Below are 15764 nucleotides of genomic sequence, written 5' to 3' on the forward strand. Positions count from 1 at the left end.
TAAACTACAACTGTTTAAATGAAAGCGAAGGGTTATGCATGTGCCATTGTCTCAGCCATCACGTATGGGCTGATACCATTATTTATTTTACCAATCAAGCAAATTCATTTTTCATTAAATGTAGCCTTATTCTATAGATTCTCTATATCAGCCCTTTTTCTGCTAATTTTGTTGAACTATACAAAAGAGAGCCTGAGAATTAACCGAAGCGAACTCATGACGTTCATGGTGCTTGGAGGTTTATTTGCCATGAGTTCAGACTTTCTTTTTTTGGCTTACGATTATCTTTCTGCAGGGATAGCCTCTACGATCCTATTTGTTTACCCAGTCATTGTAGCCTTGATCATGGCTATTTTCTTTAAAGAACGCATCACTTTCGTTACGGCAATCTCACTCATTATCACACTGGCAGGTGTATATATCCTGAGTACCAAAGGTAGTGCGTTTGACATCAACTTGACAGGTATTTCCATTGCCCTGTCAAGTGCACTTTGCTATTCATTATATATCGTAAAGGTAAATAAATCCAAAGTGAGGGCTTCCGGAGTCAAAACCACTTTTTTTTCACTTTTATTTTCTGCGATGTATTACCTTTTGAAGTCACTACTTTGGAAGGAATCGTTGCTATTACCGAATGTAAATCTACTGCTCGACATCGCGATCTTCGGTTTGTTGACATCGGTCATATCAATCACCACTCTGGTATACGCCATTCGCTACATTGGATCAACGCCTACAGCCATTCTGGGAGCACTGGAACCCGTAGTAGCTGTTTTGATTAGTGTACTCTTATTTCATGAGTTGCTGACACTTCAACTGATCATCGGTATCATCTGTATTCTTGCAGGTGTCCTGATCAGTATCGTCTTTTCCGGGAGTAAAGATAGTAAAGAAGCGAAAAGAGAGGTAAGTCTTTAATTCTATTTTGCGCTTGATTCAAGGCAAACTATTTTTTTATAAGTTTACGAGAATTCGTTCGAATAACAGAGAAATTGGATATAATTCACTGCATTTTTTATTTTGGATAGAACTCCAATCATTTTTGCTTTTGAGCATAATTCTGGTCATTTTTTCTGCTGAGCATAACTCACTGCAAAAAATTTCTTGAGCAGAGTTCACTGCAAACAATATGTTTTGGGGAATTAATCTCAAGAGTAAGAGTTATCATACATCCAGGACATTACTCAAAGTAGCAAGTGTATATCGAAATTCAAGATGAGATCCCATCCCCCCTTTTCTTTTGTAACTTCTCTGCTTATTCTTTCGTCATTTACTGTAAATATACTTTCAGTAATTATTGCAACATTTCTAGTCCATTTTCACTATAACAATAAGCACATTTTCCTATTTTTGTTTCATCAGCATTTAGATTTGTTGTTTTTTTAACCTTATACTACAAAATACAACGATTCATTTATTTAGTTCCTGCCCATCAACACTTTTATGATCCCTCTGCTATAATTATTGAGTATAACAGATTGTAAACTAACAAATAAGGAGTATATCTAAAAAACTATGAAGCCACCTAAAACCAGTTCAACGCCTAAACGTCCGGCCCGCCGTAAAACAGATGGTCAAAAAAATAAACAGGCTCAAGCTAGTGTCTTGGGTAAAAGTTCCATAGAAGAAAAAGATGAGGCTATTATCAAACCTATAAATATCAACGCCAGCATTCTTAAACGTTGTAAACAACACGCAAAAGAGTTAGGAATCAAAACACTGAAAGAGTATACAGAAAATGCTTTACTTTATTTTGTTAAAAATGGAATGAATCCCTGTGAGCGGCTACATAGTGAAGAAGTGTCGAAGGAGGTAGTGCGTACGCGTAACCATATTTTCTCTTTTCTTCAAAAGCAGGAAGAACAGTATGTATTACCTTTATATAAGGAGGTATTGACGCAAGGGAAGAATGCTGAGCACTCAGTAGATACAATGCTTGAGCAGATGGAAAAGATGATTGTACTTTTGTTTCGGATTCAACAGATGATACATGTATCTACATCAACTATGTTGCATGTGAGTGACCTGTCAGCAGAAACTATCGATGAGATTAAAGCAAAGAATCAGGCTTTTGTGGAAACACATGTAAGTGAGTTTATGAAAAAGATGGAATCAGATCAAAAATAAACTGGTAACTATAACAGTTATGCGTTATAAGAGATAATGAAGGGTAGCTGGGTATTTTTCGTTAAGATTAACTTGTATTGGCTATGATCAGTAAAATATTAAAAGCTCAATCAGATGGCAAGCCTACCAGTAAAGCGGCCAGTAAACGCGGCTCAGTATATGATAACAAGGGGTCGGCTGCCCGCCTTGTTAATTATATGGAGCACGAGGCAAAAGAACAAGGAGAAACCGGAGCCTATTTTTCACAGAACTTAGATGAAATTCAAAAGCAAGAAGTAATTGCTCAGATTGATGGAAATGTAAATGGACTTAAAAAGGAAGACAGCAAGTTTTACTCTCTTATTATTGCTCCAAGTCAAACAGAATTATCGCATATTGGTAGTGATAGCCAAACTCTAAAGGCATATACCCGTCAGGTGATGGAAAACTATGCAGCCAATTTTACGTTTGCTGGTGGACAGAGAGTAGTAAGCACGGATGTCCTCTGGTTTGCTATCATTCATCGTGAACGAGACTATAGTGGTTCAGACCCGATGGTTCGGGAAGGAAAAGCCCGATCAGGAGAACGTAAAAAAGGAGATCAGACTCATATTCATATTATTGTATCCCGAAGAGACAAAGCACAAACAGTAAATCTTACACCAACAGGAGCAAAAACCCGCTTTTCAATTAAGTCGTGGCAAGAGAAGAATGCTGGTGACTTTCAGCAATTGTATGGCTATACCCAACAAACACATTTTCCTAACGATGTCTATAAAGCAGAGAAACTAAGTGAACGTGTACAAGCCTTTGTTACAAAACATGAACTAGAGGATTATTTATCTATTGATCGTATTGTATCAATAGGAAAAGAGCAGGACTTTGGCCGCATATTTTATCGTAATCTCAATATGTTGGAGAGCTCCATTGAAAAAGGGATACGTCTCAGAGATCCCTATAGTGTTCTTGAGAGAAGAAATGCATACAAAAAAAATGTAAAACAAAGTGTCAATCAACCAGACGCTAAATCGGAAAGAAGTCTGAAAAAGCAAATAATTCGCTTACGATCAGAATATCTCAAAGAACATGGTGTAGTGTTAACTGAACTGGATTTGCCTTCTGAACTTATTAAGAAAGTGTATAATGAGCATACCCATAAGTGGAAATTCTATCAGAATCTGGATACACTGACAACTATTCTTTTGCAGAACGGAAATGTACCCGGCGATGTTGAACAACAACTCAGTCAGTTAGCCAGCTCTGAAGAAATAGAGTTATATATTCAATCTCACAAATCAAAAACAAAAGATCAAACTCAAATAGCTCTAGACACGACAAGTAAGAAAACATCTGATCCAACAAGAGAGACAATTTTCGAAAATAAATTGCCTGATGAAATTGGAGTTGATAGTACATTACAAAGTAGTTATATGGCCAGGCTTTCTAAATTGCAGGGAGCTTTACAGATAGCCAGTAACACAGATGGTATAGAAAATATTGAATGGGGGACCAGACCTTCACACAAACGCAAAAAGTTCAATCGACACAACCAATCTGGTTATGAAGTCGATAAGTAAGCAGATATCAAGAGCCGTCAAAACTGTAGTCAGATATACAATTGCACTACAGACTTTCTTGCTATTTACTATATGCCTGATGACACAAAATTAATATAAATACACCAACCCTCTACGATTTACTCAATCCTCCCTCTATAATATCTACTTTCTTCTATTGAATATACGTTGGAAAGTGTATGTTTGCACCATAAATAATAGAATTTTTTAGACAAAATATTGACTATTTTCTATAGCAATACATATGGTGGGGAGATTTTGCATAAGAGTAGTTATTTTCTGTATAGCTTTACAAAGCGTATGTGCCCAGTTTCATCCCAAAAACCTTGTAAGACACTGGACTAGTAAGAATGGACTTTCACAAGGAGTAGTAAACAGCGTCACTCAGGATCAGCAGTCACGTATGTGGTTTGCCACTGAGGATGGATTAAATCAGTTTGATGGCTATTCCTTTCGGGTATTTCGCTATAACCCGGACTCAAAGATTAGTATTGCAGACAACTTTATTCAAAGTCTGTTCACAGACTCCGAAGGCACACTCTGGATTTCTTCCCGAAAAGGGTTGTTACAATTTGATGCAACACATGAAACCTTTCTGCACTATCAACACGACTTTGGCACCTATCGGCAACACGCATATAATGATGTCAGCTTTATTACGGAAGGGAGTGCACATAACCTATGGATAGCCTGGTATGGAGGAGGCTTTGCCTCTTTTGATAAGAAAAGCAAGAAATTCACACCCTATATTCCTGAAACTTATCCGGAATTGCAAAATACCAAAACAATAAGCTTATTGGAAGATAAGTTTGGTCTTTTATGGGTAGGGACACAACAGGGGGGGCTGGAAGTATTTCAGGTAAGCGGTGGAAAAGTTATAAAAAAGATTTCAGCCCTTTCAACTCCCAAATTCCAATCTGCCAATGTATATTGTTTTGAGGAAGATAAAGCAGGCAATATCTGGATAGGTACCAGTGTGGGGTTGGTTGTGTATAAAAGACTTGAAAATAAATTTTTCTTCTTTGACTCTCCTGAAACTTCTATTGCTTCCATTCCTGTAAATTCTCTTTTGATTGACTCAGGAGAAAACCTATGGATTGGCACATTGGCAGCAGGTATCTATCAGCTTGATTTACGTCAGCTTCAAACGCGGCCACTGGAAGAGTGTAAGTTTATCAGTATGAAGATTATTGGCTCTTCAGATATTTCCATACTAACGATTCAGTCTATCTATGAAGACAAAGACAAAAATATCTGGATAGGAACCTATGGGGATGGAACTTATCTGGTTAGTAACAGTAAGGAAAATTTTGTACGTGTAGAAAAAAACATGTATACTAGTTCAACTACCAGAAAAGTGCCTTTTTATGGTATGTGCTATGACCCTGAAGGAAACTTATGGCTGGGTACGGATGGTGATGGCATCTATAAAACTGACTTATATGGCCGTACACTAAAGCATTTTATAGCAGGTAAAGGCGCTGGTAAACTTACTGACAATGCTATTCTAGCAGCTCTCTGGGATGCACAGGGACGTTTATGGCTGGGGTCTTATGCTCATGGTATATTTTTATATAATCCAGCCAACGATTCCTTTGTAAACTATCAGTATCTGACTGAGGATCCGTTAAAACAGGGAGGCAATGATATTCGGGTAATTTTTCAGGACTCACGAAATCGCATCTGGATTGGTACCAATCGCGGAGGTCTGTGCTTGCTGGATGAAAAAAATAAAACCTATTCCAACCTTCCTTATTTTAGAGGAGCATTGCGAGAAGGCGATATACGTTCCATCACAGAAGATCAGCAGGGCAATCTGTGGATTGGCTTTTATGGTGATGGCGTTTACTCTTACAATCCATCTACTCGTTTATACAAGCGTTATTTCACTGATTCTCCTGAAAAAGAACAGATCAAAAGTGATATTGTCTTTGCCATTAAATCTGACAGAAGCGGAAGAATATGGATGGGAACAGGCGGTAGTGGATTATGTGTATTTGATCCTCAACATAATACACTCAGACGGTATAGTGAGAAGAATGGATTGGCTAATAATACGATCTATTCTATTTTGTGTGATAAGGACGAAAATATATGGGTTAGCACTAATCTGGGTATATCAAAATTTGACAGGTCTCAGCATGTGTTTTTTAACTATGATATATCCGATGGGTTACAGGAAGGACAATTTAATCCCGGATCGGCCTTATATAATCAGGTAGGAGGATATATGTGTATGGGGGGAAGCCAGGGAATGAATATGTTTTATCCTGATCAGGTAAAGGAAAATACGCAATGCTCCCGCATCTTAATCACTGGATTATCACTTTTTAACAAACCCATTCATATACGTGATACATTAGATGGCAATCCTATTCTACAAAAGGCGATAAGTCAAACTAAACACATTACTCTGGAGCACGATCAGAATCTGTTAACATTTGAATTTGCAGGTGTCAATTACAATTACCCTGAAAAAAACAAATACAGTTATATGCTGGAAGGGCTTGATAAAGAGTGGAACTTTGTTGGCAATGCTCGTACAGCTACCTATCGTTATCTAAAACCTGGTGATTATGTCTTTAAAGTCAGAGTATTCGCCAATGCCAATATTCGGAGTGAAGACTTTACCAGTATCTCTGTCACTGTAAAGCCCGCTTTCTGGCAATCACCTTTGGCGTATTTTTTCTATATACTGCTCCTAATAGCTGTGGGCTGGATCGTTTTTTCTGTGATCAGGCGGGAGGTCAAGCTTAAGAAAAGATTAACTGTTGAACGAAAGCAACGTAGATACGAACGTCGTCTGGTCCAACAAAAACTGACTTTCTTCACGGAGGTTTCTCATGAGTTCAAAACGCCTCTTACTTTGATGCTGGGTCCGCTGGAGGAAATGATGGCCGAAGAGCCACAAGTCTCACATACGGGACGCAAACTCCAGATGATGCATCGCAATGCCCATAAATTGCTGGATCTGATTAATAAATTGCTTGATTACCGCAAACTGGAAAATGGAAAAGTAGTACTGAAGGTAAAACCCGATAATCTGGTAAGCTTTGTAGAGGATATTGCAGCTACCTTTCGTCCATTGGCTCAACACCGGAATATCTTATTTCAGGTTGAATCCGAACAGCCATTTATTTTAGCCTGGTTTGATAAAGAGAAATTGGAGATGGCATTAAACAATCTGATATCCAATGCTTTCAAATACATAGGTAAAGGAAATCATATTAGTATTGGCATCTCTGCTCAGACTAACGAAAAATATCCGGAAGACTGTGCCCTTATCTCAATCAAGGATGATGGTATAGGAATACCAAAAAAACATCAGCAAGCAATTTTTGATTGGTTCCATCAGGGAGAATCGTCAGGCTCTATGAGTTCAGGTATTGGTTTGTCTCTAGCCAAGAAGCTGGTCCATTTGCACAATGGCGAAATAGATGTAGAGAGTCAGGAAGGCGCAGGTTCTACATTCCGCATCACTCTTCCGCTAGGAAAGGAGCATTTCAGACCCGAAGAAATAGCCGTTCCTGATGTATCAGAGGGGCAAACGCATTTTGATGATATATTATACAGACAAGATTCGATTCAAGACAGCCCCAAATCTCACTGGCAGAATCCATTATGGCAGGCTTCCTTCTATAGTGATTCAGAATTGCCTGGAAAAAAGAAAGGTTTTCCCAGCCTACTTCTCATAGAAGATGATGAGGAAATACGGCTTTTTCTAAGGGAGTTTTTTGAGAAGGAATACCGAATTTTTGAAGCTCCAAATGGCAAAGAAGGCTATGATCTGGCACTAAGCTGCCACCCAGACCTGATCATCAGTGATATTATGATGCCAGAAATGAGTGGAATTCAACTTTGTCGAAAGTTAAAAGAGAATATACGTACCAGCCATATTCCTGTGATCTTACTAACAGCTCGTTCAGGTATATCCAGTCATAAAGAAGGTATGGAAATTGGGGCTGATGCCTATTTAACTAAACCATTCAGTACAGATATTTTGCGCCTGACAGTACATAACCTCATTGATTCTCAGCAAAGACTTATGCGATTTTATCGTAATCACTTCGCTTCGGGAGGGATTCAGGCAGAACGACCGGCTAAAAATGAAGGAATTAATCCATTAGATGAGAAATTTCTGAATTCAATCAACGAAATGCTGAAATCCAATCTGGATAATCCAGAGTTTACTATTGAAGAATTATCGGATGTATTAAATATGAGTCGTTCACTCGTATATAAAAAAGTTAAAATGCTCACAGGACTGTCTCCCAACGAATATGTACGTTCTTTTCGGTTGGCTGAAGCAGCTCGCCTGTTAAAAAGCAGGCAATACAAGGTATTTGAGGTAGTTTATATGGTAGGATTTACGGATTTGAAATACTTCAGACAATGTTTTGCCAAAGAGTTTGGCTGCTCTCCTTCTGAGTTTATCAAACAGGAATAGGTGGTTGCGGACCACATGCTTTCTACAGGATGCATAGACTATCCTGTAGAAAGTATGTAATGTAGTACTTGTTCAGTATTCTCTGAGTATATTCAGATAGTATCTCTCAAATAATTTTTCAATTGTAATCTTATCCCTTATTTCTACAGGTTATTACAAGTCAACAAACAGACCATCTCAAGTCCTTTTTAAACTTTACTTACTGCCAAATAGAATCCATTGACACTATGAACGTATAGTGAACAAGATAGAAAAATCCTGGAAGTCCAGAAAAAAAGATAATGGTTATCTATCTGTCTTATAGTTTAAGTTTCGGTCAACATGATATTCCTCAAAATTTATCCTTACAAAACCTTCTTAAAATCTCCTATTTTTCTCCTGATATAGTACAACTGTTGTAATTTTTATCAGATTACCCCAAATCTTACTATAAATCCACATACACCCCCTCTTTTTCGTTAATTATCCCCCTGTTCAACCAATCATTTTCACTGACATTTGAAATGTTTAAGGGGTTAGGTGGGGTCAGAAGAGGCCAATTGTCTTTTTTGGCACCACCGTTTTTCATCTTCATTACCAGCAGATATCCTTGCCTGAAAAACGTAGTATCATCTTTTTTCCAGAATCGGTGAAGTAATAGACAGACAATGACAAATAGAATAAAAGATACCCTCTTAGAGATAAGAAAGCTGGCTCATCGGGCTATAACTTAAAAGTTGAGAAACCATACACTATTTTATATAACCCTTACAAGATAGCCTTTTTCTTAAAATAGCTATCTGTCTGTTTATTCATCCTAATCAACACATGTATGATTTATTATCTACCTAAAAAATTGAAGCAAGTCACCCTATTGCTGCTGTTCTTAATCCTGTATCTAAGCTCTAATTCGATTTTAGCCCAATCAGGAAGGCGCATACAGGGTAAGGTAAAGAGTACAGAAACCGGTGAAGAAATTCCTGGCGTATCAGTTATCATAAAAGGTACTACACAAGGTACTACCACAAATGCAACTGGTGACTTTTCTATTGACGTACCAGGTTCTGACGTTATTCTTGTTTTTTCCTCAATCGGTTTTACCACGGAAGAAATACCGGTAGGACAGCAGACAAATCTTTCCGTCAGCATGGCTCGTGACTTGCAAACTCTGTCGGAAGTAGTGGTAGTGGGCTATGGTGAACAAAAGAAAGAAACCCTTACAGGTTCTATCTCACAGATCAAAGGGGAAGATATGATTAAAAGCCCTCAGCCTAATGTGTCAAATACCTTGGCTGGGCGATTTTCGGGTATAGTTGCCAGTAACCGTGGTGGTGAGCCTGGCTATGATGGAAGTAGCTTTACAATCAGGGGGTTAGCAACAACTGGAAATAACGATGTACTGATAGTTATTGATGGTATTCCCGGACAACTTGGTGGACTTGAGCGTCTCAACCCTAACGATATTGAAAGTATATCTATCTTAAAAGATGCATCTGCGGCAGTATACGGCAGTCGTGCTGCCAATGGTGTTATTCTTGTTACTACCAAACGCGGAAAATCTGGCAAACCAACCATTTCCTATAGTTATAATCAGGGATTCTCCTCTCCTACCCGTCTTCCTAAAATGGCAGATGCCGCCACTTATGCTGCTATTCAGAACGAAATAGACTACTATAACAATAAATCAGGTGGTATGTTTCAGCATTACAGTGAAGAAGAGATTCAAAAATTCCGGGATGGATCAGATCCTATCAATTATCCCAATACAAACTGGGCTAAAGAAACACTGAAAAAAGTTTCTTTGCAGAACCAACATAACCTGTCTGTATCTGGTGGGCAACAAAATATACGGTATTACCTGTCTCTGGGGAAAATCTATCAGGATGGGATCTATAAAAAAGGGGCTACCAAATACAATCAGTATAACTTCCGGTCAAATATAGATGCAGATATAACAGAAAATTTTAAAGTATCCTTGTCACTTGCCGGTCGTCAGGAAGATCGTCAATATCCTATAGCCAGTGCAGGTAACATTTTCCGTGCTATTTACAGAGCTTATCCTACTGCTATAGCTACTTATCCTAATGGATTGCCATCTACAGGAATAGAGAATAACAATCCGGTTGTTATGGTAACTGATGTTGGTGGTACCAATGTAAATCCAATATACGTTTTCAATGGTATTCTTAAGGCCAGCTACACTATACCAAAAGTAAAAGGATTGTCAGTAGATGGATTTTATGCTGGAGACAGGACCTGGAACTTTGCCAAAACATTTAACAAGCCTTATACGCTGTACTCCTATAATAATACTTCCAATACATATCAGTCTACCATTACAGGAGGATCATCCGGAGCAGCGACTTTATCCCAAAGCCAGGAAAATACGGCTATGTATACGGCCAATTTTAAGGTTAATTTTCAACGCCAATTTGGTAACCATTCTGTTAATGCATTGGTTGCGTATGAACAAAGTAGAATACATAAAGAAACATTTGGTGCCTCTCGCCTGAATTATCCAACTGTTCAAACGCCAGAATTATCACAGGGTGGATCTGCGGCTACTGACAGAAACAACTCAGGATCGAGCTATAACTTTGCCAGAAGAAGCTACATTGGTAGAATAGCCTACAACTTCAAAGAAAAATACCTGGCAGAAGTACAGATGCGTATTGATGGATCTTCTACCTTCCCCAGAGGCAACCGTTACGGATACTTCCCGGCTATTTCAGCAGGATGGCGTGTTTCAGAAGAAGACTGGTTCAGAGAGAATGTTTCGTTTATTAATGACCTAAAAATCAGAGCTTCTTATGGACAATTAGGAAATGATAACGTTGATATGTTTCAATATTTCAATAACTATTCTTTTAACAGTACCTATGTTATTGGAAGTGACAAACATGCCGGTATCGACCTAACCAAACTTGCCAATGTAGCCATTACCTGGGAAACAGCTAAGAAAACGGATATTGGCTTTAATGCTACATTTCTACGTAACTTCACTCTGGAATTTATTTATTTTAAACAAAACCGTTCCAATATTCTGGCTACCCGCAATGCCTCTATACCTGGTGTAACAGGTATTGTGAACCCTTACGGCGGCTCATTGGTACCTTCAGAGAATATTGGTAAGGTAAACAGTCAAGGGTTTGAAACCACAGTAGGCTATCAGCACAGAGGCAACTTCTGGTATGGTGTCTCTGCGAATATGGCACTTGCTAAAAGTGAGATTGTATTCATTGATGAAGCAGGCTCCGTATTAGATTACCAAAAACAAACAGGACGTCCATTGAACACCTATCTGCTCTACAATACAGTAGGTATATTCCGTTCAGAAGCTGACCTGGCTAAATATCCTCACCTTTCTGTTGCACAAGTTGGTGACCTGATTATCCAGGACTATAACAATGATGGAAAAATCACCGCTGATGACCGTGTTCGTACTAAATATGGCAATATTCCACAGATTACCTATGGGTTTAATGCGAATGCCGGTTGGAAGAATTTTGACCTGTCCCTACTGTTTTCAGGTCAGGCGAGAGTTAGTCAGTATGTATTGCCAGAAGCAGGGAATGTAGGTAACTTCTACAGTAGCTGGGCTGACAACAGATGGAGTCCTTCCAATCCAAATGGCAGTTATCCGCGGGTAGATACCAGAGCGTCCTCTTCAGTGAATGGCGGTTTATATGCTAATAACTTCTGGTTGAACAACGCTTCATTTATACGTCTGAAAAACGTTTCCATAGGATATACTCTCCCTCACCCACTGGTTACCAAACTAGGCTTGGGTATGGTTAAAGTATATGCCAATGCATTTAACGTATTTACCCTATCCAAAGTAAAAGATTACGATCCTGAAGGAAACAGCGAAAGTGGGCAATTCTACCCTCAGCAACGGATTATTAACCTGGGAGTCAATGTCCAACTTTAAAAGACCGGACTTCATCTCATCCATTAGCTATTTAAGGATCTCTGTTAAAAAATAAACTAGTACTACATGAAACGCAATATAAAAAACACATACATCTGGCTGACATTGATTGTTTGCATGACTGTATTTCTCAGTAGCTGTAAGGAAGATTTTCTGGATGTGAACACAACAGACAGAATCTCCGATGATGCCATCACCTCTGACTCTTCTTTATTCGAAGATTATGTTATCAACCGCTATATGGGAGTTAAACTACAGGATAAGGAAGCAGAAGGTACAAATCCTGGTTTTGGAAGAGGTTTCGAATATGCCTTGTGGGGATCAATTACGGATGAGGCTATTTACAATAGCGATGATAATACATGGGCTATTCATCGGGGTCTTCTCTCACCAGAAGCAACAGGTATAGCAGGAACCATATGGTCACGCAGTTACAGAAGTATCCGTGAATGTAACTATGCACTTCAAATTATTGAAAATGTTCCCATGAGTGCATCCCGCAAAAAAATGCTGATTGCTGAATTAAAATTTATCCGTGCATTCCGTTACCATGACCTAATCCGAAATTACGGAACTGTAGTTTTGATGGGAGATAAAGTATATTACCTAAGTGATAATCTTACAGATGAATCGCTCTTTAAGAGAAGTACTATTACTGAAGGAATTACATATGCTGTATCCCAACTGGAAGAGGCCGCTGCAGATTTGCCGGCAGGTAACACCTCTGCATGGCCATTGGGTCGCGCCACCAAAGGTGCTGCTCTTGCACTAAAATCCCGGTTGTTGCTGTATGCAGCGAGTCCTCTTTACGGAGCTTCGTCCTGGGAAACAGCAGCCAAAGCAGCAAAAGATGTTATGGATCTGGGATCTTATTCACTACATAACAATTACCAATCACTATTCCTGACTCCATCCAGCAATGAAATTATCTTCGAAAGGCTGTATGCAATTGGAGCACGACATGTTTGTCTTGAAATCTCCAATGGAGCAAACGGTTATGGCGGTTGGGCTGGTAATACGCCACTCCAGAACCTGGTGGATAGCTATGAGGTAGTAGAAGATGAAAACACTGCGGTGCCTTTTGACTGGAATAATAGTGCACATGCATCAGCACCTTATACCGATCGTGATCCTCGCTTTTATGCTACCATTATGTACAATGGCGCTACCTATCGGGATCGTAAGGTTGAGACCTTTACACCAGGTGGAAAAGACAGCAAAGATGGAAAAGATAACTGGAACACATCGAAAACAGGCTATTATTTACGGAAATTTATTGATGAAAAACTACCTATTGACAATCCTTGGGATGTTGCAGGAACACAACCCTGGATTTATATACGTTATGCAGAGATTCTGTTAAACTATGCAGAAGCGCAAAACGAAGCAGTGGGTCCAGATGCTTCTGTATATTCGGCCATTAATCTAATCCGCAATCGTGCGGGAATGCCTGACCTGCCTACAGGATTATCACAAACTGCTATGCGTACGGCTATTCAAAGAGAGCGTCAGGTTGAGCTGGCATTTGAAGAACATCGTTTCTATGATGTGCGCAGATGGAAAATAGCGATGGATACAGAGAATCAACCTGCTTATGGAATTACTATTACCAAAAATGCGGATGGTACGTTTGCCTATACACGCAAAGTGGCCCTAGATGGTCGTAAGTTTGAAGAGAAACACTACTGGCTTCCAATCCCTCTTGCTGAAATTCAGGCTTCCAACGGCAAGCTACAGCAAAGTCCCAACTATTAATTCTAAACTATAAAGAATGAAGGATTAAAATAATCCTTCATTCTTGTCTATAACCTGAAAAGGCTTATTTTTTAGTACCCTGCCCATTCTTATTCAAAATATATTTTCAAAAAGACTGGGCAGGGTATTGTTATACTAGAAGAAACTCTCTACTCACCTCTAGCTTTATAAGTCAAAGAAGCATCTGAAAATATCTTTATGCCAATCAAACCCATAAATAAACTAGCTCTTGACAAGCTTTAAATTAAAACCTGGTTATGAATATCTCTTTATTATCTCTGAAAAAGACACCCCAGTGGACTCTTATAAGCTTGTTTTCCTTTACTTTATTTCTGGCGAGTTGTTCGATACACAATCAGAAACAACCACAAACCTCAAGTATAAAAAATTCAGTCATTATCCATCTGGATCAACGGCAGCAGTACATCCGTAACTTTGGAGCTTCTGATGCGTGGACGTGTCAATTCATTGGCAACTGGCCTCAGGCAAAAAAAGAACAAGTTGCGGATTGGTTATTCAGTATGGAAAATGATGCCAATGGCAAACCCAAAGGAATTGGTTTAAGTTGTTGGCGATTTAATATTGGAGCCGGAAGCGCGACACAGAATAATATTTCAGATGAATGGAGACAAACAGAAGGCTTTTTAAAAGCAGATATGAGTTATGACTGGTCGAAACAGTCTGGTCAACGTTGGTTTATGCAGGCCGCTAAACAGCGGGGCGTAGAACAGTTTATAGGATTTACCAATAGTCCTCCTATCCAGTTAACAAAAAATGGCAAGGCATTTTCGTCTAATGGAGAACAGGCTAATATTGCACCAGAAAAGTATCTTGCTTTTGCTAAGTTTCTAGCTGATGTATCCCGACAATTTTCCAGTGATGGATTACCTTTCACTTATCTGAGTCCATTCAATGAACCTCAATGGGATTGGACAGGCAACGGACAGGAAGGAACTCCTTACACTAATACAGAGATAACGGCTATTACGAAGATACTTGACTCTGTATTGACAACACAAAACCTTTCAGTAAAGATCAAACTGGCAGAAGCAGCCAAACTGAATTATCTCTATGAGAAAGCCGATAAGCCTACTCGTGGCGAACAGATTTATACGTTTTTCAATAATCAGTCACCTTTATATGTAGGTAATCTCTCTCATGTAGATAAAGTTATATCTGGACATAGTTACTTTACATCAGCTCCAGCGGAAACCTTAAAAAGTGTACGCCAGAAAGTTGCAGCTGCCTTTCCAACAGCCAGTGTGCCCCTTGAATTCTGGCAAAGTGAGTATTGTTTACTGGGAGATCAGGAGGAAGTAACTCCATCTGGTAAAGATACGGGTATGACACCTGCCCTGTATGTAGCACGCTTGATACATCATGATCTAGCAATAGCCAATGCATCGGCCTGGCATTGGTGGCTGGCTGTTACAGCCTATGACTATAAAGACGGACTGATCTACGCCACCAAAAACAAAACAGATGGACAAGTAGAAGAGACCCGGTTGATGTGGGCACTAGGCAATTTTAGCCGATTTATTCGTCCTGGCTCACAACGTGTGACGGTCACCTCTGACAACCGGGATGTAAACAATGTAAATGGTGTTATGATTTCTTCCTACGTTTCTGCTGATGAAAAACAACTTATCACTGTCCTGGTCAATAACTCTAACAGTGATGCGAATATTCTACCTCAAACGGAAGGAGGCAGTGTTCAGAAATGGAAACCCTACCTGACGGGCTCCGGAACTGATGAAACACTTAAACCATTGGCTACCATAACAGCCGGACAAGCCATTACAATTCCCAAAAAGTCCATTGTGACTCTTATAGGTGATATGTAGATTGTAAGCATGAGATTTCGTTTTTTGCAAACCTCTCTCCTATCTATTTGCAGAGGTTTGCAAAAATTTCTCGGAAAATTCTCTTCTAAAACAGGCTGAACAAGTAGTGTAACTTCTCCTTTACT

At 39.2% G+C, this 15764-nt stretch carries 7 protein-coding genes; all 7 read left to right on the forward strand.

What is annotated here, in order from left to right:
• The first annotated feature begins 18 nt into the window (after nt 1-18).
• The 7 genes from QNI15_RS31070 (at nt 19) to QNI15_RS31100 (ending at nt 15639) form a co-directional block, all read left to right on the forward strand.
• Nucleotides 19-918: a DMT family transporter gene (locus QNI15_RS31070; RefSeq protein ID WP_314035586.1), complete on the forward strand. Its 900-nt coding sequence runs from the start codon at nt 19-21 to the stop codon at nt 916-918.
• A 597-nt stretch (nt 919-1515) separates the two neighbouring features.
• Nucleotides 1516-2127 carry a BfmA/BtgA family mobilization protein gene (locus QNI15_RS31075; RefSeq protein ID WP_314035588.1) on the forward strand — a complete coding sequence of 204 codons (612 nt, stop codon included), beginning with the start codon at nt 1516-1518 and terminating at the stop codon, nt 2125-2127.
• An 83-nt stretch (nt 2128-2210) separates the two neighbouring features.
• Nucleotides 2211-3683, forward strand: coding sequence for a DUF5712 family protein (locus QNI15_RS31080; RefSeq protein ID WP_314035590.1), 1473 nt, complete (start codon nt 2211-2213; stop codon nt 3681-3683).
• A 244-nt stretch (nt 3684-3927) separates the two neighbouring features.
• Nucleotides 3928-8130 (forward strand): hybrid sensor histidine kinase/response regulator transcription factor, encoded by a 4203-nt coding sequence (locus tag QNI15_RS31085; RefSeq protein ID WP_314035592.1) that lies wholly within the window; start codon nt 3928-3930, stop codon nt 8128-8130.
• A gap of 811 nt (nt 8131-8941) precedes the next feature.
• On the forward strand, nt 8942-12040 hold the full coding sequence (locus QNI15_RS31090) for a SusC/RagA family TonB-linked outer membrane protein (protein ID WP_314035595.1): 3099 nt from the start codon (nt 8942-8944) through the stop codon (nt 12038-12040).
• A 66-nt stretch (nt 12041-12106) separates the two neighbouring features.
• Entirely contained in the window at nt 12107-13795 is a 1689-nt protein-coding gene (locus QNI15_RS31095; protein ID WP_314035597.1) for a RagB/SusD family nutrient uptake outer membrane protein, read from the forward strand.
• Nucleotides 13796-14052: 257 nt separating this feature from the next.
• Nucleotides 14053-15639 (forward strand): glycoside hydrolase, encoded by a 1587-nt coding sequence (locus QNI15_RS31100; protein WP_313994726.1) that lies wholly within the window; start codon nt 14053-14055, stop codon nt 15637-15639.
• Nucleotides 15640-15764: the final 125 nt, after the last annotated feature.

This window comes from Xanthocytophaga flava (assembly GCF_030068545.1).
Taxonomy (GTDB): domain Bacteria; phylum Bacteroidota; class Bacteroidia; order Cytophagales; family 172606-1; genus Xanthocytophaga; species Xanthocytophaga flava.